The following is a 21,012-nucleotide window of genomic DNA, read 5'->3' as shown; positions in this document are numbered from 1 at the left end:
CAACAGGAGGAAACTATGATCGGCAGAAACCTAAGGTACCTCGTAGCACTCGTAGTATGCGTGCTGTTGCCTATGGCGGGCTGCAGCGGAGGAGGGTCCAGCACCAAGCGCACCGAGAAGGGGACGGAGGTAACCGTCGGCGGCAAGGTCGACGTTGCCAAGGCTGCAGCCAAGGCTGTCTTCCTCTCCTCTACCTCGGCCGCTGCCGTGAACAACGTCTTCGTGTACAACGCGCAGGACGGTGCTCAGCTCGGTACCGCAGCCATCGGTACGGATGGAAGCTTCAGCAACCTGACCTTCACCCTGCCTGCGACCAAGACCATCCTCGTGTTCAAGGCGGTCGTGGCCCAGGGGACCTTCCGCACCGTGGTCCCCATCGACCTCAGTAACCCTCCTGCGGCCGGCGCCATCACCGGGTCCAACCCGATCAGCATCGTGATCAGCCAGGACAGCACCAACAGGACCATCCTGGAGTCGCAGCTGCTGGGCCTCACCGGCATCCTGGGCGATGCCAACCAGACCCTCGCCTCGGTCAGCAAGACCTACACCGACGCCGCCAGTCTCTGGGTCAACAACGGAGGCCAGCAGCTCGCCTACAGCAGCAACGGCCTCGCCCTCTCCGGCAAGTTCAGCTCGGCGGCCCTGCTGCCGGCGCAGGATGCCAACACCCTGGGCGCCGCGGACCTCGACAACATGACCCTCGACGGCTCCATCAGCTCGGTGTCCATTCCGGGCAGCAAGCCGATCGTCAGCTTTACCGTCATCAACAAGGACACCGGCAAGGGGATCAGGGGCCTTAAGGCCTTCAACCTGGTCATCGCCCAGCTGCAGCCGGGCACCAGTGGCAGCCCCGACCAGTGGCTCTCCTACATGGTCACCGCTACCACCCGCCCGACCACCGACACCGGTTACACCGTGATCGACAACGGCGACGGCTCCTACACCGTCATCTTCGGCAAGGACATCAAGGCCGGCACCGGCGGCATGGTCACCTACAACGCCAACCTGACCCATCGCCTCATGGTAGGCGTGCGCTCCACCCCGTCCATCGCACAGCTGAACGACGGCTCGACGCTCAGCAACTTCTACAACGAGAAGTACTTCGTCGCCACCTTCGTTCCGGCGACCCCTGACATCACTCCGCCGCTCGTGAAAGATATGATCACCACCGCGGCCTGCAACGAGTGCCACGGCAAGATCGGCGTCACCACCCCGCACGGCGGCCGCGGCGATGCACGTTACTGTCTCATGTGCCACACCTCGCAGAGGGCGATCGGCCGCACCAACGTCGCCTCCACCGCCGGCGCCTTCCCGGCCATCACCACGGATTCGACCGGCGCCATCACCTCGGCACCGACCTACATCGCCGACGGCGAGGTTGCAGGCGAGTTCGTCACCCTGATCCACAAGATCCACATGGGCAACAAGCTCACCAAGACCAACTACAACTACGCCGGCGTGCTGTTCAACGAGGTCATCCTGCCCAAAGACGTGCGCAACTGCCGTCAGTGCCACAAAGGCGACAACGCCGACCAGCTCGCAGCGGCACCCCAGGCGAACAACTGGAAGACCAGGCCGAGCCGTAAAGCTTGCGGCGCCTGCCACGACGGCGTGAACTTCGCGACCGGCGTCGGCCATGCCGCGGGCGCTCAGGCCAGCGACGCCAACTGCGTCGGCTGCCACGCGGATGCCGACCTCTTGCACCAGACCGATATCGCGACACCGAACAACCCGAACACCCCGGCGGGCCTCACCAACTTCTTCTACGAAGTGGCCAGCGCCACGGTCGATCCGGCCACCAACAACCTGAGCATCAAGTTCAGGATCCAGAAGAACACCGGATCGCTTACCGCGACCAAGACCAACGTGGTCTTCGACGGCAACTCCACCAACCCGCTGGTTGGTTACACCGGCGGCCCGAGCTTCCTGCTCGCCTACTTCAAGGACACCCCGAACCAGCCCGCCTCGCTCTACTCGGGCGACTACAACAACCTGGGCGTCAAGGCGGCCCAGCCTAAGTCGGTCACCATTGCAAGCCTCCTGGGCGGCGGCACTTTGGGCACCCCGGACAGCAGCGGCTACTACACCGCTGTGGTTCCTTCCGCTTCCGCCTTCCCGGTCGGCGCCACCATGAGGGCCGTGGGCCTGCAGGGTTACTTCACCCAGTCGGCAGGCACCGGCGGCATCGCGGCCAGCAACGCGCGCCACGCCCTCTCCTCGGTGAAGACCGTCACCGGCGACACCGCCCGCCGCGTAGTCATCGATCCGGCCAAGTGCGCCAACTGCCACGAGTGGTTCGAAGGGCACGGCGGCAACCGCGTAATCGGCAAGGATACCGTGGGCGAGGCGATCTGCGCCCTGTGCCACGTGCCGAACCTCTCCACCTCCGGCCGCGGCGCACAGCAGTCGCTGATCCAGTTCATCGTGGCCAACCCGGTCGGCACCTCGCTCGGCGCGGTGACCAACTTCCTGACCGGCTCCGCCTTCACCGGCACCATCAGCCAGGAAGCCAAGGACGCCATGACCGACCTGGTGGCGACCCTGGGCAGCGATCCGACCCAGTATCCGGAAGCTTCCAACAACTTCAAGGACATGGTCCACGGCATCCACGCCGGCAACAACTCGCTGGTGGTCGGCATCCCGCTTGCCTTCGTACGCGACAGGGGCACCAGCGGCGAATTCGACTTCAACTTCGAGGAAGTGACCTTCCCGGGCGTCCTCAAGGACTGCCGCGCCTGCCACAAAGACACCCTGACCAGCAGCGGCGCGGTCGACGCCTCCAAGGCGACCTACACCCGCATCGGCGACAAGGTACAGCCGAGCACCTGGCAGACCACGACCGGCGTGGCGCTCACCCTGCAGACTGCCATCGGCACCGGCAACAACGTGACCCAGGTCGACGCCGACCGCAAGTCCGTGCCTAACCTGCTGGATAAGGTGAACTCGCCGTTCACCGCCACCTGCCGCGCCTGCCACAGCAGGCCCAACGCCCTGGCCCACTTCGCCACCATGGGTGGCCAGGTCGACGTAAACCGCAGTGCGGTCAACCCCGCCGGCGAGGCATGCATCACCTGCCACGGCACCACCGGCCCGAACGCCATCTGGAACGTGCACCGTTTCTCGGTGATCGGCGACGACTAACGTGAACCATTAACCCTGCGCCAAGGCGCAGGCACAGCAAGCGCCTCGGCTGAGAGGCGAAGAAAGGGCTCCGGGACGTCTCCGGGGCCCTTTCCCTTTGGGGAGCGCGGGGCGCTGTTAATTAATAATAGTGAGCGGGGACATCGCTTTTTTGCTACACTGTCCCCCATGAAAGTCCTGTTGGCTGCCCTCTCATTACTCCTGTTCCAGGTCATGGAGCTGTACGCGGCGGGACTCGGCGCGCCCACCCTCTCCGACCCCATGGAGACGCTGGTCCCTGCCGAACCGGCGGCGACCGCCAAGTTCTTCGATCCCGACCGCTTTCTCACCAACGCCGGCCTCAGCTACAGCCCAAGCTACCAGTTGACGCTGGAACCCGAAGTGGGGGTGGGATACCGGGGCACCGGGCAGGAACTGCACGGCGGGGTTGAGCAGTCGACCCACCGCCTGCACGCCCAGGCCGGCTGGCGCCTTTCGCTGTCCGAAAGCCTCTACCTTTCGGCCGCGGCCAAGTTTTCCATTGTGACCGTGGCGACCAAGGGGCTCACCGGCGGCGAGGAACTGGGCAGCCGGATCGAGCCGAGCTCCCGCACCGGTTACGACTTCGCGCTCGGGCACGCGCCGCGCTGGACCGGCGAGGTGGGGGTGCACCTCACCCCGCGCACGGACCTCATGCTCTACTATGACCAGGACCCGGTCACGGGGTGGTCCTCCACCGGCCAGCACCAGGAAGAGCGGGTCGGCACCCGGTTCATCTTCAGGTTCAAATAGGGGACAGGCTCCGCCAGGTGCCTGTCCCCTTTAACCCTTTACAGGAGGACGCGTGAGCCAGCTCCTATCCATCGACCAGGGCACCACCAGCAGCAGGGCCACCCTCTACGGCAGCGGCGGGGAGGCTCTCGCCACCTTTTCCCAGCCGCTCAGCCAGCACTACCCCAAGCCCGGGTGGGTGGAGCACGACCCGGAGGAGATCTGGGCCGGGCAGCTCGACTGCGTGCGCCGGGTGCTCGCCGCCGCGGACAAAGGGGAGGTGGCCGGCATCGGCATCACCAACCAGCGCGAGACCACGGTGATCTGGGAGCGCGCCACCGGCAAGCCGCTGCATCATGCCATCGTCTGGCAGGACCGGCGCACCGCGGAATACACCGAGGCCCTGAAGCGGGATGGGGTGGAGCCCATGGTGCGGCAGCGGACCGGGCTGCTGCTCGACCCCTACTTCTCGGCCAGCAAACTTGCCTGGCTGCTGGACACGTTGCCCGGGCTCAGGGCGCGCTGCGAACGGGGGGAAGTCTGTTTCGGCACCGTCGACTCCTGGCTCATCTTCCGGCTGACCGGCGGCAAACGCCACGTCACCGACCTCTCCAACGCGAGCCGCACCATGCTCTTTAACATCGAGACCCTGGAGTGGGACGAGGAACTGTTGCGGCTGTTCCGGGTCCCGCGTGCCATGCTTCCCGAGGTGCTCGGGAGCGCCGCCCACTTCGGCACAACCAGTGCCGATCTCCTGGGTGTTGAGCTCCCCATCGTCGGGGTGGCGGGGGACCAGCAGGCGGCGCTCTTCGGGCAGGGGTGCTTCAGCGCGGGGATGGCCAAGGCCACCTTCGGCACCGGCGCCTTCGTGGTGATGAACTGCGGCGACCGCCCCGCCAGCGGCGAGGGGGTGCTCTCCACCATCGCCTGGCAGTTGCCGGGGGAGCCGGTGCAGTACGCCCTGGAGGGGTCCATCTTCATCGCCGGCGCGGCGGTGCAGTGGCTGGAGGAGGGGCTGGGGGTGATCTCGGGCCCGGCAGAGGTCGAGGCGCTGGCCGGCAGCGTGGCCGATACCGGCGGGGTCTACTTAGTGCCCGCGCTTTCCGGGCTGGGGACCCCGTATTGGGACCCCTTTGCCAGGGGGGTGATCGCCGGTCTTACCCGCGGCAGCGGCAGGGCGCACCTGGCGCGCGCCGCCCTGGAGGCAATCGCCTTTCAGACCGTCGATGCCATCCGCGCCATGGAAGGGGCGAGCGGCATCGCCCTGAGCGAGCTGCGGGTGGATGGCGGTGCAACCCGGAACAACCTGTTGCTGGAGATCCAGTCCGACCTTCTGGGTGCCCCGGTCTTGAGGCCGCGCTGCACCGAGAGCACCTCCCTGGGGGCCGCCTTCCTGGCGGGCATCGGTGCCGGCGTGTTGGACGCGGAGCAAATCCGGCGGCAGTGGGTGCTGGACCGGCGTTTCGAGCCCAAGCTTGCGCCCGGCCGCCGCGAGGAAATGTACCGCGGCTGGAAAAAATGCGTGCAACTCGCGCTTGGTTGGGCTAAGTAAGAAAGGCGCAGGCAAGGCAAAGGCATGGAACAGGGATAAAGGGGATGAAGGGGATAAAGCCAGACCATAGATTCTGGTTTAGTCGTTATCCCTTTTATCCCCTTTATCCCTGTTTGAGTTAAAGATTTTGGTTTTGGGAGGCAGTCAGTGACGGACCGGAACGCGAACCTGGAAATACTGAAAAGCGGGCGCACCTTCGACATGCTGGTCATCGGCGGAGGCGCGACCGGCTGCGGCATCGCGGTCGACGCCGCCAGCCGCGGCCTGTCCGTGGCGCTGGTGGAGCGCGGCGACTTCGGCTGCGGCACCAGCAGCAAGAGCACCAAGCTCATCCACGGGGGCGTGCGCTACCTGGAGTCGGCCGTGCTGCACCGGGACCGCGTGCAGTTCAACTTGGTCCGCGACGGACTGCACGAGCGCAACATCCTCCTGAAGATCGCCCCGCACCTTTGCCACCGGCTCACCCTGGTCACCCCCCTCTACGGGCTGGCCCAGGTCCCCTACGTCTGGGCGGGGCTCAAGCTCTACGACCTCCTGGCCGGTGAGGCGGGGCTCGGGCACAGCCGCTTCGTCGGCCGCGGCGAGATGCTGCGCCGCTTCCCCATGATCCGCGGCGAGGGGTTGAAGGGGGGAGTGCAGTACTACGACGGCCAGTTCAACGACGTGCGCATGAACGTGGCCCTGGCGCAGACCGCCGCCAGGGAAGGGGCGGTGGTCGGCAACTACGTCGAGGTCGTGGCGCTCATGCGGGAGAAGGGGAGGGTGGCCGGAGCCGTGGTGCGGGACCCGCTGGTGGGGGCCTCCTGGCAGATCCGCGCCCGCTGCGTGGTCAACGCCTGTGGTTCCTCCGCCGACATCGTGCGCCGCCTGGACGACCCCACCGCCGCCTCCCTGCTCAGGGTGAGCCGCGGCATCCACATCATCCTCCCCGGCAGCTTCGCCCCCGTCGGGGCCGGGGTCATGATCCCCAAGACCGACGACGGCCGGGTGCTGTTCGTGCTCCCCTGGGAGGGGAACTGCCTGGTGGGGACCACCGAGGAACCGGCCGAGGAGGGCGAGGTGCCGATGGCGCGGGAGAAGGACGTCGACTACCTGCTGCGCCACCTGCGGCGTTACTTCAACCTGGGTGCCAAGCCCGCCGACATCACCGCGTCGTGGGCGGGGCTTAGGCCGCTGGTGCATGACCCCTTCACCGCCGATACCGCCGAACTTGCCCGCGACCACGTGGTCAGCTGCTCCCCGACCGGGCTCATCACCATCGTCGGCGGCAAGTGGACCTCCTACCGGAAGATGGCGCTGGACGCGGTGAACTTCGCGGTGAACAAGGCGGCGCTGACCCCGCAGCACCCCTGCCGCACCGACCGCATCATGCTGGCCGGCGGGGAGCATTTCGGCGAGGAACTGCTGCGGGAACTGGAGCGCCGACACGGCTTCCCCCCCGACGTCACCCAGCACCTGTACCGCTCCTACGGCGACCGGTGCCTGGACGTGGCCCTGTACTGCCAGGGGGCGCACGGAGGCAGGCTGATCCAGGGGCACCCCTACCTGAAGGGCGAGGTGCTCTACGCCGCCCACCACGAGATGGCGCTGCGCGCGCTCGACTTCCTGGAGCGGCGCGTCCCGTTGTCCCTTCTGGATCGCAAGGGCGCCCGTGCGGCGGCTCCGGAGGTGGTTGCGCTGATGGCGGCGGACCTGGGGTGGAATACCGAGCGGCAAAAGCGCGAACTAGAGGAGGTCGCCTACGCCCTGCGCGAGGTGTGAGCCGGCGGAAGGGACCGGCAGAAGGGACAGGCACCTTGCGGAGCCAGTCCCCTCTCTTTTGATCTCGTTCCCAAGGTCCACCTTGGGAACGCAAAGCCTCTCCGAAGCTCCAGCTTCCCTCGGATGCAAAGCTGGAGCTTTGCGCCATACGGGGTTCCCAAGCTGGAGCTTGGGAACCAGGCCAAGCCTGCCGAAGCCAAAAACAAAGGGGACAGGCACCGTGCGGAGCCAGTCCCCTCCGATAAAGAAAGGGGGCCCCTGTCTTGGACAGGGGCCCCCTTTCTTTTTTCAGGTTTTGGGCGGTGCTAGGTGTGGCAGGCCGCGCACAGGCGCCCGGTGTTGGTGACGGTGACCTGCGTCCTGCCGGTGGTGAAGTGCGTGAAGCCCTGGTAGCCGAAGTTCTGCGGGTTCGGCGTCGTCGGGGTGGTGCCGGTGATCCTGGTGCTCCCGACGCCGACGTTGATGGTCGGCGGCGACCCGTTGCCGTGGCAGACCGGGATGATGCACTCGGCCGCGCCGTAGGTCTGGACGTAGGGGCCGTGGGCGGGGAGGATGGTCGGCATGGCGATCCCCGCCCGCACCGTGAAGCGCGCCGGGAACCAGTCCAGGGGATGGACGGAGAAGGCGTTCCCCGCGTGGCAGCTCGAATCGACGGCGCCCGGCTGATCGTCGAAACAGGAAGGGCCGGAGTTGCGGACGCCGCGGTAGTCGGTGCCGTGGCACAAGGCGGTGGCACAGCGCGCCGTGGCGGCCTGGGCTTGCACGGGGTAGGTCGTTGCCAGCGCCCCGGTGGTGAGCAGGCCCGGGTTGATCCCGGTGGCGGCGACCCGCTGCCTGATCCAGCTGCCGTGCAGCGCGTAATCGCGCCCGTCCCACTCCAGCGGATGGACGTCGACCTGGTTCCCCATGTGGCAGTCGGTGCAGGCGACCTTGGAGATGCCGCCGCCGAAATCGATGCCGTGACAGGGTGTGCAGTCCTCGAGGTGCCCGATGGCTGCTGCCGCGTGCCGGGCCGGGAGCCAGTCACTTGGGTGGGCCCCCTTGTCGGGATCGAAGTTGGCGTGGTTGTTGTTATCCCCGCAGCCGACAAGCGACAGGACCAAAAGGCACCAAAGCATGGCAAGAGCTTGAGTTGGTCTGGTTACTTGTGACATGTTTTGCACCTCTCATTGTTTTGCCGCCCGTGGCATTTCAGGCAGGAAGCGGGGTTGATCCTCCCCTCAACCCTGTGACGGCTGAGGTAGTCGCCCCGGTGAGGCAGCGACAGTTCGGGCCGGTCCTTGTACCTGTCGCTGGGCTTGATCTCTTCCTTGTGCGCGTGGCACCGGACACAGAAGGACTCCTTGTGGCAGGTGTTGCAGGCGTCGCGCTGCTGGGCCGCGTATATCTTGTGCTTCAGGTAGAAGTCCTGGGTCTGGTGGCTCAGTGCCGTCCATTGGTCGGTATGGCATTCCGCGCACCTGGGAAGCCCCTTCACCTCTTCCGGATGCACGCGGGCGATGCTGTTGGTGTTGGCACAGGCGTAAAGGAAGGAGAGCATGATTCCCATTACCATTAAATAAGCTGTCTTTTTCACTATTTCCCCTCCTTTCCGACGCCGAAGGCATAGCTGAGCCTGATCAGGCCGCGCAACTCGTTGTCGAAGTCCGCGCTGCGGATGTAGTCGACGTCGGCTGCGACCCTGAGGTTGCGGCTGAAATCATACCCGGCGGCAGCCGCCAGGGAAAAGGTGTTCTCCCGCCCGCTGATGCTGCCGTCGAAGTCCACGTCGAAGAAGTCGAGGGTGAGGTCGGCGGGGCCGAACTTCTGGGTGGCCCAGGCGCGGTACTGGTTGTAGCGCAGCCGGTCCGTCGAGCCGTCCATGCGGTGGAAGGACAACCCGGCGGCGAGCCCGGTGCTGGTGCCGAAATTGCCGGTGACCCCGTAGTAGTCCGCGCCGCCGGCCAGGTCGTACTCGTAGTGGTTGTACTCGGCGGAGAGGCCGATGTTCTTGGTGGCGCTGTAGCCTACGCTGCCGCCCACGTTCCACATCTCCTCGCCGGGGGCGATGAAGCCGTTGGTGAGGCTCAGCGTGTTGGTGGTGACCTGGTAGAAGTAGTCCTCGTAGTGGACGTTTTGCAGCGATGCCGAGACCCTGAGGGCGTCGGTCGGGGTGAAGCTGGCCGTGTAGGCATGCTCCATCCATCCCCTGGTGAGCGAGTTGTAGGTGGAGCGACCGGTGATGTCGACCATGGCCACCGGGTGCAGCCACAGGTCCACCCCCTCCTCCTCGCGGATCCCTTCGCCGTCCACCTCGGTCCTCAGGGCGCTCACCCCTATCGAATAGTACTTGGGCATGGAGTGGGCCAGCCGGCCGCCGTAGATGAGGTCGCCGCCGTTGAAATCGGGCTGGGTCACGGCCGGGTTGCCGACGTAGGCCGCCGCGGTGAAGCCGGCCAGCAGGTCGGTCCTCAGGTAGAGCCCGTCGATGCGCTCGGTCCCCACCCCTTCCACGACCCACTGCCGCCCCGCGTTGGCGGTGAAGTTGCCGCGGTTGGCGCGGTAGCTCAGGAAGCCGTACTGGATGTCCCCGTCGGTGCGGTGCTCGAAGCCGCGGTCGCCCAGGTCGACCCGTCCCCAGCCGCCGATCTCCAGGGAGATCGCCCCGGGACCGGCGGCGTCGCTGGCGGCGAGGTCCAGGTATTCGTAGAGCGGGAAGAGGTTCTCCCCGAAAACCCCTTCCCTCATGCGCAGGATGGTCTCGGAATTGCCGTTTATCGCGGTGGCGTCGGCGGCCTGCTGGCCGCAGATGACGAGGGCGCAGGCCAACAGGATGCTCCCCACCGCCTTGAGCGCGCCGGGGGGCGCCGGTGTCGTTGTTTTCGCTTTGATTTTCAAAACATTTCCTCCTTTCTTGGTTCGATCTGGTTGCCGGTGGGGAAATGCAGTTGCAAATGAAACCGGGGGCGCGAGCGCCCCCGGCGGGTCAGAAAGAGAACATCACCAGTTGAGCAGCAGCTTCACCATCCGGGCGGCGGAACTCCCCGTGGTGAGGCTGGAGGGGACCAGCTGCGGGCGGTTCTGCCCGTGCATGATGATAACGTCGGCGACGCGCCCCTGGCCGTGGCACAGGGTGCACTGTTCGGTGGCCGAGGGCAGGGTCGAGCGGGCGACGCCCATGTTGGTGTTGGACGGCCCTGCCAGCGCGGCTCCCAGCTGAGCGCCGTTGGCGTTCATGTGGGCCTTGGCCAGCGGGGTGTCGTGGCAGGCCACGCAGGCTGCCGTTACCGGTGCCACCACCAGGTCGGTCGCATTGGGCACCGTGGCGCGCGCCGCGTTGATGGTGGCGGTGGTCGGGATGGCTCCGTCCGCGACGGCCTGGGTCGACGGCAGCGCCCTCGGGCGCAGCGCCTCGATCACGTCGGGGGTGTAGCTCTGCTGGGTGATGTGGCAGGCGTCGCAGTTGCCCAGCATGTTGGGGAAGGTGATCTCGGAGCCCTCGATGAGGGTGACGCCGGTGCCCGGGCCGTTACGCACGTCGCGGATCGGGTTGGTGCGGGTCGCGCCGGCATGGATGCCGTGGATCAGGTCCTTGAAGTTGTTGGAGAACTCGGGAAGCGTGAGCGCGTAACCCGGGGTCAGCCTGTTGGTGGCGAAGTTCGGATCCCAGGTGGTCAGGATGCCGAGCTGGATCGGGGTGAAGGCGAAGCCGGCTAACTTGGCATCCGTGATGGTGCGTCCCGAGGTGGTCAGGTTCGGGTTGTGGCAGGTCACGCAGAGCTGGGTCTGGTAGACGCGCTGGCCGCCATGGGCTTCGAAGAACTCATGGCAGTTCCTGCACTTGTCAGGGTCGACTACGGTACGGCGCACCGCGTCGCCGGTGACCGGGATGATGACGGCACGGGTGTGGCGGCCGGCGATGGAGGCGTCGAAGCCGGTCTGGGTGAAGTAGCTTTGGATGCCGACGGCGCGCATCTGGGCACCGACCGGGAAGGCCGAAGCGGAGTTGATGGTCGCAGTGTAGGTGCCGCTGCTGTCGGGACCGGTGATGTTACCGACCGCCGCGTTGTTGGTATTGAGCAGGGTCGTGATCGAGATGAGATCAGGCTGGGCCGCCACCTTGCCGAGGTTGTTGTAGTCGGCCGGGACGGCGCCGCCGGTCTCGAGCTGCGGCTTCGCATAGGCCAGCAGGAAGCTCGGGCTGCCGGTGAAGCCGGTGAGGGCCGTGGTGAGCCCTGCGGCCGGGGTCGCCAGGGTGATGGGCGTGCCGTTACCGAGGATGCGGAACTTTATGGTGAGGTTGTTGCTGCCGTCCACGGTGGCGCTGGAGAGCTGGTACTCGAAGTTGGTCAGCCCCGCCGGAGCGGCCGGGTTGAGCGGGCTCACCAGGGCCTGCGCGTGCGATTCGGTGATCGCCGTCGGCGTGTGGCATGCGTTGCAGCTCGCATCGTTGGTGTAGACCGGGTGGGCCGGGCCGGTGGTGTTGGTGCCGGTGGCGAAGTGGATGTTGTCGTGGCAGCTGCCGCACGCCTTGCGGTTGGGCATGGTGCGCCAGTTGTCTCCCTGCGGGGTGACCGCCAGCTGCTGCGCCGTCTCGCCGCGGTGGCACTTGCGGCACAGAGCGGCACTTTCGGGGTAGGCCACCTCGTTGAAATGGATGCCGGCGTAGTTGTAGCCGGTCTCGGTCAGGTTTTCACCCATGTGGATCTTGTGGATCAGGGTGACGAACTCGCCCAGGACCTGCACCTCATCGGTGGCGGAGCCGGGGTCGACCGTCGTGGTGTCCGCCGTTACGTAGGTGTTGCCGGTGAAGGCGCCGTTGGTCGGAGTCGAGATGGCCCTGCCGTAGGCGCGCTGGCTGGTATGGCACACCACGCAGTAGCGGGTGTCGACGCGGCCGGCGTGCGGGGTGGTGATCCCCAGGCCCCATCCCTGCTGGTTGAGATCGTTGGGGTCGCCCGGGTTGCCGTGGCACTCGTTGCAGTACTTGGTGAGCACGATGTTGCGCTCGGCCTGCCCGGTCGTCGACGAGGTCACCCTGGCGCCGGTGGCGGGGACGAAGTCGTAGACGATGTTGATGGCGTTCTTGTAGATCAGCTGCGGCGAGGTGTTGGCGATGTTGCCACCGTACTCGATTACCAGACGGTGGGTGAGGCTCGGGTCATAGGTGAGGTCACCCAGGTCGTTTCTGCGGTTGTTGCCGCTGAAGGTCATGGCATTGACCTGGCTCTGTACCAGCTTGATATCACGGGCGAAGGTGTAGCGGAACTTGCCGTTGCCCAGCGACTCGAGTGTCCCTTCCCGGTCCCTGGTCGGCCTGGTGGCGGAGGGGGCCGACCCGTCGGTGGGGGCGGTGGTCACGATGTAGCTGACCCAGTGCGACGGGGTTCCGTTGCTGGCGGGGACCAGCTTGGCGATGGTGAAGGCGAGGTTGGTCAACTGGCCCGACGCGTTCCTTCTGCCGATACCCTCCACCGGCTGGCCGTTGGCGGTCTTCAGCGTGAAGGTCACCACCGGCGGACTCTTGATGGTGACGCTGTTGACGGTGCTGTTTTGCTGGTCGAAGGTGATGTTGGCCTGCTGGTCGGCAGTCGAGGAACTCAGGTTGGTGAAGGCGCCGGTGCCGGCAGGCCCCTGTGCGCCCCTGGGCCCCCGGTCCCCTTCGCAGCCGCCCAGCAACAGAGCGGTGGCCGCGGTCGATGCAATCACGAAAGCGGAAAACCGTTTCAAAAGCTTTTCTTGCATAAATCCTCCTTGTCTCTGGTGTCGCATGAAGGCTGCTTCTGGACCCGGAAAGAAAGCCACAGCGGATTTGTTCTAGGGGGGGATTTCGGTGTCGGCGGGATTATGAGCTGTCGTAGTCCGTCACAATCATGTGAACACCTCCTGATAATTATTAAAGATTTCAAACACAATGTAGAAACTTAGCAGTTGTTCATGAAATAGCAAGGGTGCTCGCTCGTTTTTTGTGGGTGCTCGGGACACGGGGCGGGGGAATGACCACCGGGCGGAAACGGGGTGGTAATGCGACCAATAAGGCCTTGAATAGGTCAGGCCCGTGGGATAGAATGCTTAGTGGCTGGCATGCTTTATGAAAAGGGGGTGGGTGTCGAATTCGACTATTCAGGTCAGAAAGGGGAGTACCACCAAACGGAGAGCCGCATGGGTATCACGGTGATTTTTCACAACGGGGAAGAGAAGAAGGTCCCTTCATATATGCTCGATTACCTGATCCGGGAAAACAAGATCGTCGCATTCCAAAGGTCTTCGGGGTGGGTTCACATCGGGCGTGACCAGATACGGAAGTCGCAGCAGCCTCTCAGCAGGGCAGGGGAGAGGTGGAGCGACTTCCTTTTCAAGAGAAAGCAGGCGTGACACCGCGTCACTTATTGTAAGCCAACCTCAAGGCCGGACACCGCTTGAGGCGTTCCTGGCGTTTCGGGCCGGGCGCCTCGAGCGGGACCCGCTCCATCATCAGCCCCACCTCTTCAGCAAAGCTGACCGCACCACGCACCGTCCTGGCGTAGGATTCGTCGTCCCGCGGCTGGGTCTCGGGAAGGTACACCCTGGTCCGGTGGCTCTTCGTGCCGTAGATGGCAGCGAAAACGGCTTTTTCATCCCCTTTGCGCAGGCAGCAGATGTACCCCTGGCAGCTTTCCTGTCCTCCCGTTCCTTCCGGCGACAGGTAGGCGTTGTTGATGGACTGGTGCAACTCGAGCACGTCCTCGGCGGCAGGGCAGTCGATGGCGTCCATGCCGCTTTCCAGCAGGAAGCGGACCGCCGCGCCGTCGTCGCCGGCCGTGAAGAAGCCTTCCTGCAGGTCGCCCAGGGGAAGAAACGAGGTTTCCTGTTCCCCGAAAGCGAAGCCGGCGCCGCCGTCCTCGGGGGGGGCAGGCTCGGCAACTTCTGCCGGGGTGTCCCAGGGGTGTCCCATCTGTGGCGGGGACAGCAATTCCGCGAAAGGCGGGAGCGCGCTTTCCGTGAAGGTCGGGAGCACGCTTTTCGTGCCGGACGAAAGCGGTTCCGGACCCGCATCCTGGAGTCCGGGCAGGACGCGGCTGGGGAAGGTTTCCTCGCCCGGTCTGCATCCGGTGCCGCTTGCCTCCCCGAGGTCGGCCGGGGCCGAAGGGGCGGGGGCGGTCTCTTCCCGTGCTGCCACCCGCTGCAGGGCGGCGTCTCTTTCACTCTCCACCCGCTCCAGTTCCAGGCGCAGCTGAGCCAACTCCTGGTGCAACTGAACCTGTTTCCCGCTCTCTTCGGCCTCCCGGGCCTGTGCTTCGCCCGCGGCGGCGAGCTGTGCGAGCGCCGTGTCCCTTTCGGCCGCGACCTGATCCAGTTCCTGGCGCAGCCGGTCCGCTTCGGCATCGGCTCCCTCATCTGCAGGGTGCGCTGCCGCCTGTTGCAGCGCCGCATCCCTTTCCGAACTCACCCCTGCCAGTTCCTGGCGCAGGGCGGCCAGTTCCTGCTCCTTGCTCCTCACGGCCTCTTCCAGCGTCTCGACCCGCTGCCGGGTATCTGCCGCCTCGCCGGCCGCCCTTTCCAGTTCTTCACGTGCCTCGTCCAGCCGCGCTGCCGTTTCCCGTTGCTGCTGCGCCGCCGCCTCCGAGTCAGCCCGTGCGCCGTCGCGTTGCCCGCAGAGCGCGGCGATGTCCTGCCGGGCCAGGGCCAGGTTTTCCAGCATCGCGTCCTGGCTGCGGGAGAGCTCTGCATTCTGCGTGGCCAGTGCCTCCCGCTCAAGGGTCAGGTCGGCGACCTGCTTTTGCAGATCGGCAATGACGGAGTCCCGTGCTGCCAGGGTCTCGTCGGCCTGCCGCTGCCGGGCATCCAGCGTCTCCCTTGCACCGGCAATATCCTCACCTGTTGTGCGCGCGGCACTCAGCTCCTTTACCGCCTCGTGGTGTTGGGTCGAGAGCTGTTGCAACTGCGTGGCCAGGGCGTCCCGCTCGGCTGTCAGCGTCTGCTGCTCGTGTTGCAGTTGGGCCAGCGCCGCCAGCAGGTCGCCCCCTTGGCTGTCGTGCGCTAGAGGCAGGCTCGTGGGAGCGGCTGCGGGCAACGGAATGGCTGCCGGAGCAGGGAGTGTCACGGCAGGTTCAGGTGCCGTATCCGCGCTCTGCTGCAGCATGGGAAGTACCGGTGCGCAGGCCATGCCGTGTTTGAGGCCGGCTCCCTTGCTTCCGGGAAGGCGCAGGATCTTGGTGTTGCGCACCACCACTTCGCGCATGGCCGGGCTATAGCTCAGGTCGACCCGTTCCGGGGCAAACCCCATGGCCCTGGCATAGCTGAGGCTTTTTTCCACTTCGCCGGGATAGTCCTGCTCGCTTTTGCCCTTGCCGGGGCTTGAGTAGACGTAGATGCTGCAATCGTTCACCACCAGCGCGAGGTACACCTTCACCAGTGTCTTCTTCCTGACGGCGCAGATGTAGGCCTCCATGGTTTGCGCGTGTTGGTCGGAACTGCGGGTGATGGGGGCGGAGCGGTAGAGATCGACGACTTCAGATTCGGATACTTCGATACAGCCTATGGAACTGTCGAGTGTCAGCATAAGACCTCCAGTATCCGCTACCCGGTTACCGAATAAAAAAAGCCGCGTCGCCTTAATATGATATTTCGGCAACCCGGCTGTCTTCGTGAGACCCAATGGGCTTTCCGCCCCACCCTCGCGGGTGGTTTAGTATTATCGTGTATCGATTCGTATGAGGGGGCGCCGGAGTCAACCGGCCACCTATGTGTAGGGCGTTGAATACATTACACTATTGCCTGCCCATAACGCAACCGTCATTTGCCTGACAGGCACCGGGCCGACTTTTAGTGACGGCGGACTCCTGCGCGGCGCCGGCGGCGACCTTTTTTAATTCATCGTTGACTTTCATGTGAAGCTGCATAGAATCGTATACAGAAAAATCGGCACATCTTTTAATGGGGCCGGTGCTACATGGTTCATGCTAAGATGGTTGATATAACGTGGAAAATCCTGCGCACTGAATGTGCGAACTGCAATCTTCATTATTATGCTGTGGCAGGGCAGGGGGACTTCATGGCCAATATAGAGCACGATGATACCGGTTTCACCTGTGAGTGCGGCTTGCGTAACGAATACCCGGGTTACGTGCAGGCCCACTGGAGCGTAAGGTTGTCGTATTCCTGTGCCTGTCAGAGGCAATACATTCTTTACCGCGGCACCGTGGTGAAGACCTCGCGCGAGTCCGCGGAGATTTCCGACAGCGAAGCCTTCGGCGACTGAGGCTCTCGTCACCAGCCAAGCATCTGCATCCCTCTCACCTCAATCCTCTCGTTCCCATCTTGGCTGCCAAATTGCATCATCAAGGCTCGTAGCCTCCGTTGTACTGACAAAAAGACAATAAAACCGTGACTGCCCGGCCCTCCAGACCGACTGGCGGTGACGAAGCGATGACTCTCCGCGTCAAAATAACCGCTGGTGCGGCCTTGTGCGGGAGCAGCGAGACGACGTCAACATGACCATAAATCCCCTGCAGATAACATCCCCTGCCGCATCACTACCTGATGCATGCGTGGCAAAGAAGGCTGCTGCCACCCCTTCCGGATTCGAGTCCCTGCTGCAATCCGTTACCGGTACGGCCGGCCGTGAAGCGGTCTCTCCCCGGGTCGCGGCAGAAATGCTCCGGATCCAGATGATGCAGAGCACCCTTGCCCTGGCCGTTTCGGACTCGGGAGCACCTGCCTCCTCCGGCGCGGCGCTGCAGTCCGTCCCCGGTCTCGACTTCGGGCTCGGCCTCCCCGGCGCCTACCGCGGCAGCGCGGCTCTCGAGACGGCAGAGGCGGAAGGCGAAGCGATCCCCACGACGCCTGTCCCGATGACCGGCGGCACGGCAGCCGAGATCGACCACATCAGTGCGACCGCCGCCCGCTATCTTGGCACCCCGTACCGGTTTGGCGGTGAGGGGGCGGACGGCATCGACTGCTCCAGTTTCGTGCAGCAGGTATTCCACGCCAACCAGATCGACCTGCCGCGTACCGCCCGGGAGCAGATCACCGTCGGCAGCGACGTGGCGCCGGGGGAGTTGCGCAAAGGGGACCTGGTCTTTTTCCAGACCTATGCGGAGTACCCCTCCCACGTCGGGATTTATCTTGGTGACGGCAAGATGATTCACGCCTCCTCCGGCAAGGGGGAGGTCACTATCTCCGACATGAACAGCGACTACTACCGCCCGCGCTACCTGGGCGCGAAGCGGGTCATCTGAGTCCAGGCCAACGCAGAAGGGACAGGCTCCGTAGGTGCCTGTCCCTTTAGCGGAACGCTCCTTTCAGCACAGCAACGCTTCTCTCAGCTCAGAAACACTCCTTCTGCTCAGCCACCTTTCCCAAGCAGCAAGGGGACAGGCACCTGGCGGAGCCAGTCCCCGTAGCAGCCCCCCTGAAGCACTAGCTCATTCCGCGTGCCGCTTCACCCACTGGACGTAGCGCTCCATCCACCCCTGCAGGAACTTCACGGTGTCGGGGCTGGTGATGTCGCCCGCCGCGTCGAAGAAGCCTTCCTTGACCTGGATGAACACCTCGGGCTGCCCCATGGTCGGCACGTCGAGGTAGGCGAGCGTGTTGCGCAGGTGCTGCTGGGCGAGCGCGGTGCCGATCTGTCCGATGGAAGCCCCGAGGATGCCGGCCGGTTTGCCGGTCCAGGCGCTGGTGCCGTAGGGGCGTGAGGCGTTGTCGAGCGCGTTTTTGAGCACGCCGGGCATGGACCGGTTGTACTCAGGCGTCACGAAGATCAAACCTGATGCCGCCTTGACCTCGCTTTTCAGGCGCACGACGGACTGCGCCTGGTTGTCGTCGTCATCCTGGTTGTACAGGGGCAGGTCCCCTATTTCCAGAAGCTTGAACGAGAAATCGGCAGGTCCCAGCTTGATCAGCGCATTGGCGAGCTTGCGGTTGATCGAGTCGCGCCTGAGGCTCCCGACGATGACAGCTATTTGATACTGGCTCATAACTTCTCCTCCCTTGATAGCGTAATAGTCACAGCTATGACTATAGCACCGCGGCACCGCTTTGCTATTGGAAGAGCGAGTCAAGAATCAGTTGGAGCCGAAAGAGCGTGCCGGCTGGTACTCATTCTGGGCCTGGCGTGGAGGTGCGAGGTCAGTGGACCGGTATCTGGAACTTGAACAGGGTCCCTTGCGCCGGCGAGGAGGAAAAGCTCACCTTTCCACCGAGCAGCTTCTCGCCGATCAGTTGCATCGAAAAGGTCCCCACGCCGCGGCCCGGTCCGTCCTTGGTGCTGAAACTGCGCTGGAAGATCCGGCACTGCACGTCGTCGGGGATGGCCTTCTCATTCCAGACGCAGAAACGCAAGGCGTCCGGCTCCTGCTCGAACCACACTTTCACCTCGCCGTGCTCCTCTGTCGCCTCGAGGGCGTTGAGCACCATGTTCGACATGACCCGTAACGCCAGTGACTTGTCTGTCTTCACCGTGAGTTGCGGGAGCGAGTCGGGGAGCAGCATGGACTTGTCGGTGGCGGCATCGTGTTTGGCGAAAATGCCATTAAGCTCGGCGAGCAACTCGCCCGCGGTGGTGTCGTCGCGCGACGGGCGGTATTCCAGGAAGTCGTTCTTGAAGAGACACCGCTGGATCTCCAGTTCCTTGTGCAGCCTCTGGGCGGCGCGGTAGATCATGGCCGCCATTTCGGACTTGTTCTCCCGTACCAGGAACTGGCTCGCGCCCAAGAGACCCGTGAACATGTTGCCCATGTCATGGAAGAAGGTCCTCTCCAGGGCGGCGCGCAGATGCTCCAGGGTGACGTCGTGCAGAAAGAGCAGGATGAAGGTTTGCCCTTCCAGCTTCAGGGTGTTGGCGCGCACCATTATCGCGTACTCGGCGGCCATGTCACCCTTGCTGGTGCTGAGCGAGCAGAGCTCTTCCACCGGCCCCTCGCCGTTCAGCGCAGCGACCATGGCGATCACCGCCCCGCAGGTACTGCAGTACCGCGTGGTCCCGCAGCCATGTGGTTCGTCCTTGCTGTGCACGCATCCCAGCACCTCGCCCAGACGCAGCCCCAGTATCGGACCGGCATCATCGATCCCCAGCTTCTTTAGGAAAGAGTCGTTGAGGCCGACAACCTGGCGGTGCTCGTCCAGTACCGCTATCAGGCCGCCGATCGAGTGCAGCAGTTCGTTGACTACCACGCTGGTGGTAACCTTCGCGATTTCTTGTTGCAGTTGATCGTCAGTGGCGCGTTCGGCGGGAGCGAAATGGGTATCCACAGCAGCCTCCAAGGGAGAGATCCGATCAGAACAAGCTGTCATTGCCAATGTCGACGGTGTGTGGGAAATGGGGGGAGTTCGGTGGGGCTAATTTAATTATTTCTATCTATGATGTCAATTGCTTGTTGCACTATGCGTTTTTTTCGAGTCCGGTGGAGGTGGGCGGTATCGCGGCAGCGAACAACGCCGGATGGGCGCAAACTCTTATTAAGGTCGCCACCGGTAGATATGGAGCGGGATGCGCCCGTGGGAGTCGAAGCCGACGCCCTCCTCTTCCAGTCGCAAGCGCTGCAACTCATCCCCTGCGCTGCCGCCGGAGCGGAGGCTGATCTCCCCCTTGGCGTTGATAACGCGGTGCCAGGGGACGGAAGGATCGTTGAGCGCGCTGAGGGCATAGCCGACCTGGCGCGCCCGTCCCGGCAGGCCAGCCAGCGCCGCTACCTGTCCGTAGGTGGCCACCTGCCCCTTCGGGATTTGGTAAACGACGGCATAGATGTGCCGATAGGTGGACGATGCCACTGTGTCCCCATAAGGGTTTTGCCTAGTCCGTTTCACTTTTTTCTCCCTCTCGGGTTGCGCAGCTTTTTGCGCCGTTGTATATTTCTGCGTGGCGGAAATTAGTTTACTTTAACCTGTAGGGGCCCTTCGTAGAGCGAAGGAAGGAGGTTAAGTTGACATCTCAACGGATATTGCGAAACTACCGCAGCATTGGGCCAACTAAGTTTCATCACTTGAACCAGAAATTCAGAAACTCTCTCCTGGATTACAACAAGATTCCGGAGTCGTTTTGGGCCGCGCATCCCCAACTGCGAGAGGAGTATCGCGAGGCATCGGAAAAGTACGACCTAATTTACCACGAGTCGATGCTGGGGAGCAAACTGGCTATTGCCGAGCGCGAGCGCCGCCAGGAAGAACTCGTTGGGTTACTGGATGAGATCGCGTCTCTGCTGGATATGGCCGCGGTGCGCACTCCGGAACTTCTCATCCTTTCCGGTTTCGATCTCGCCAAAGAAAGAAGGACCCATTCCAGGGCCAAGAAAGCTGCTGCATCGCAGAACGACCAAGACAGTATCCCTGCTTGATCCACTCCAATTTCCGCCACAAGAGCCGCTGCACCCAAAAGAACGGGGGGTATCGTAAGATCCCCCCGTTCTTTATTGTCCTCCCGCACCTCTTACCTGAAAAGCAGGCCAGTCACATACTCCTCATTCCTGTTTCTTTGCTCTCAGAGCTCCTCGAATGCATCGTTGGAGTCACCCGCTGTGCCAAGTGAGTCACCTAACGCGTCGAGCGAGTCACCGGACGCGTCGAGCGAGTCACCGGACGCGTCGGGCGAGTCACCGGACGCGTCGAGCGAGTCACCGGACGCGTCGAGCGAGTCACCGGACGCGCCGGGCGAGTCACCGGACGCGCCGAGCGAGTCACCGGACGCGTCGAGCGAGTCACCGGACGCGTCGAGCGAGTCACCGGACGCGTCGAGCGAGTCACCGGACGCGTCGAGCGAGTCACCGGACGCGTCGAGCGAGTCACCGGACGCGTCGGGCGAGTCACCGGACGCGTCGAGCGAGTCACCGGACGCGTCGAGCGAGTCACCG

The 21,012-nt window shown here is 64.2% G+C and carries 17 protein-coding genes and 1 riboswitch; of the genes, 8 read left to right on the top strand and 9 right to left on the bottom strand.

The features are described 5' to 3' along the window. The first annotated feature begins 15 nt into the window (after positions 1–15). The 4 genes from JFN91_RS20525 (at position 16) to JFN91_RS20510 (ending at position 7,204) form a co-directional block, all read left to right on the top strand. Entirely contained in the window at positions 16–3,141 is a 3,126-nt protein-coding gene (locus JFN91_RS20525) for an OmcA/MtrC family decaheme c-type cytochrome (RefSeq protein WP_199391014.1), read from the top strand. 168 nt (positions 3,142–3,309) lie between these two features. After that, complete coding sequence (locus tag JFN91_RS20520; protein ID WP_199391013.1) at positions 3,310–3,912, top strand: hypothetical protein; 603 nt, start codon at positions 3,310–3,312, stop codon at positions 3,910–3,912. 52 nt (positions 3,913–3,964) lie between these two features. Continuing rightward, a complete protein-coding gene (gene glpK, locus JFN91_RS20515) occupies positions 3,965–5,443 on the top strand; it encodes a glycerol kinase GlpK (RefSeq protein WP_199391012.1) in 1,479 nt (492 codons plus the stop codon). Positions 5,444–5,590: 147 nt separating this feature from the next. After that, the gene (locus JFN91_RS20510; protein ID WP_199391011.1) at positions 5,591–7,204 is read left to right on the top strand and encodes a glycerol-3-phosphate dehydrogenase/oxidase; all 1,614 of its coding nucleotides are present in this window, start codon (positions 5,591–5,593) and stop codon (positions 7,202–7,204) included. 305 nt (positions 7,205–7,509) lie between these two features. Here JFN91_RS20510 and JFN91_RS20505 read toward each other — a convergent pair whose 3' ends face one another. The 4 genes from JFN91_RS20505 to JFN91_RS20490 form a co-directional block, all read right to left on the bottom strand. Next, positions 7,510–8,358 (bottom strand): cytochrome C, encoded by an 849-nt coding sequence (locus JFN91_RS20505; RefSeq protein WP_199391010.1) that lies wholly within the window; start codon positions 8,356–8,358, stop codon positions 7,510–7,512. After that, positions 8,346–8,780 (bottom strand): cytochrome C, encoded by a 435-nt coding sequence (locus tag JFN91_RS20500; protein WP_199391009.1) that lies wholly within the window; start codon positions 8,778–8,780, stop codon positions 8,346–8,348. The genes JFN91_RS20505 and JFN91_RS20500 overlap by 13 nt, the downstream gene beginning before the upstream one ends. Continuing rightward, on the bottom strand, positions 8,780–10,081 hold the full coding sequence (locus JFN91_RS20495; protein ID WP_199391008.1) for a porin family protein: 1,302 nt from the start codon (positions 10,079–10,081) through the stop codon (positions 8,780–8,782). The genes JFN91_RS20500 and JFN91_RS20495 overlap by 1 nt, the downstream gene beginning before the upstream one ends. Positions 10,082–10,183: 102 nt before the next feature. Then, entirely contained in the window at positions 10,184–12,928 is a 2,745-nt protein-coding gene (locus JFN91_RS20490; protein WP_199391007.1) for an OmcA/MtrC family decaheme c-type cytochrome, read from the bottom strand. 339 nt (positions 12,929–13,267) lie between these two features. On the opposite strand from JFN91_RS20490, the gene JFN91_RS20485 reads away from it, so the two are divergent. Beyond that, a complete protein-coding gene (locus tag JFN91_RS20485; RefSeq protein ID WP_236015288.1) occupies positions 13,268–13,558 on the top strand; it encodes a GSU3473 family protein in 291 nt (96 codons plus the stop codon). Between the two features lie 7 nt (positions 13,559–13,565). On the opposite strand, the gene JFN91_RS20480 is transcribed toward JFN91_RS20485, so the two are convergent. Then, a complete protein-coding gene (locus tag JFN91_RS20480) occupies positions 13,566–15,725 on the bottom strand; it encodes a coiled-coil domain-containing protein (RefSeq protein ID WP_199391006.1) in 2,160 nt (719 codons plus the stop codon). Between the two features lie 64 nt (positions 15,726–15,789). After that, positions 15,790–15,866, bottom strand: a riboswitch (cyclic di-GMP riboswitch). A gap of 351 nt (positions 15,867–16,217) precedes the next feature. Here JFN91_RS20480 and JFN91_RS20475 point away from each other — a divergent pair. After that, the gene (locus JFN91_RS20475) at positions 16,218–16,424 is read left to right on the top strand and encodes a hypothetical protein (RefSeq protein WP_183349611.1); all 207 of its coding nucleotides are present in this window, start codon (positions 16,218–16,220) and stop codon (positions 16,422–16,424) included. Positions 16,425–16,713: 289 nt separating this feature from the next. Further along, positions 16,714–17,403 carry a C40 family peptidase gene (locus tag JFN91_RS20470; protein WP_328747766.1) on the top strand — a complete coding sequence of 230 codons (690 nt, stop codon included), beginning with the start codon at positions 16,714–16,716 and terminating at the stop codon, positions 17,401–17,403. Positions 17,404–17,589: 186 nt separating this feature from the next. On the opposite strand, the gene JFN91_RS20465 is transcribed toward JFN91_RS20470, so the two are convergent. From JFN91_RS20465 to JFN91_RS20455, 3 genes are all read right to left on the bottom strand, one after another. Continuing rightward, positions 17,590–18,144: an NADPH-dependent FMN reductase gene (locus JFN91_RS20465; protein WP_199391004.1), complete on the bottom strand. Its 555-nt coding sequence runs from the start codon at positions 18,142–18,144 to the stop codon at positions 17,590–17,592. Between the two features lie 151 nt (positions 18,145–18,295). Then, entirely contained in the window at positions 18,296–19,417 is a 1,122-nt protein-coding gene (locus JFN91_RS20460) for a sensor histidine kinase (protein WP_199391003.1), read from the bottom strand. Positions 19,418–19,624: 207 nt separating this feature from the next. Beyond that, positions 19,625–19,936 carry an MGMT family protein gene (locus JFN91_RS20455; RefSeq protein ID WP_199391002.1) on the bottom strand — a complete coding sequence of 104 codons (312 nt, stop codon included), beginning with the start codon at positions 19,934–19,936 and terminating at the stop codon, positions 19,625–19,627. A gap of 152 nt (positions 19,937–20,088) precedes the next feature. Here JFN91_RS20455 and JFN91_RS20450 point away from each other — a divergent pair, with 152 nt between their 5' ends. Next, the gene (locus JFN91_RS20450) at positions 20,089–20,499 is read left to right on the top strand and encodes a hypothetical protein (RefSeq protein ID WP_199391001.1); all 411 of its coding nucleotides are present in this window, start codon (positions 20,089–20,091) and stop codon (positions 20,497–20,499) included. Between the two features lie 143 nt (positions 20,500–20,642). Here the strand turns inward: JFN91_RS20450 and JFN91_RS20445 are convergent. Continuing rightward, positions 20,643–21,012: DUF6944 family repetitive protein (locus JFN91_RS20445; RefSeq protein ID WP_199391000.1), on the bottom strand; the 370-nt coding region annotated here is incomplete at its 5' end.

Source organism: Geomonas anaerohicana, from assembly GCF_016458305.1.
GTDB lineage: Bacteria > Desulfobacterota > Desulfuromonadia > Geobacterales > Geobacteraceae > Geomonas > Geomonas anaerohicana.
The sequence above is the reverse complement of the archived record's forward strand: the minus strand, read 5'-3'. Positions and strand labels throughout refer to the sequence as shown.

What these genes read in the sequence shown, in the direction of transcription:
- JFN91_RS20525 (WP_199391014.1), top strand. Translation starts at nt 16, where the DNA reads ATGATCGGCAGAAACCTAAGGTACCTCGTAGCACTCGTAGTATGCGTG.
- JFN91_RS20520 (WP_199391013.1), top strand. Translation starts at nt 3,310, where the DNA reads ATGAAAGTCCTGTTGGCTGCCCTCTCATTACTCCTGTTCCAGGTCATG.
- JFN91_RS20505 (WP_199391010.1), bottom strand. Translation starts at nt 8,358, where the DNA reads ATGTCACAAGTAACCAGACCAACTCAAGCTCTTGCCATGCTTTGGTGC.
- JFN91_RS20490 (WP_199391007.1), bottom strand. Translation starts at nt 12,928, where the DNA reads ATGCAAGAAAAGCTTTTGAAACGGTTTTCCGCTTTCGTGATTGCATCG.
- JFN91_RS20485 (WP_236015288.1), top strand. Translation starts at nt 13,268, where the DNA reads ATGCTTTATGAAAAGGGGGTGGGTGTCGAATTCGACTATTCAGGTCAG.
- JFN91_RS20480 (WP_199391006.1), bottom strand. Translation starts at nt 15,725, where the DNA reads ATGCTGACACTCGACAGTTCCATAGGCTGTATCGAAGTATCCGAATCT.
- JFN91_RS20475 (WP_183349611.1), top strand. Translation starts at nt 16,218, where the DNA reads ATGGCCAATATAGAGCACGATGATACCGGTTTCACCTGTGAGTGCGGC.
- JFN91_RS20465 (WP_199391004.1), bottom strand. Translation starts at nt 18,144, where the DNA reads ATGAGCCAGTATCAAATAGCTGTCATCGTCGGGAGCCTCAGGCGCGAC.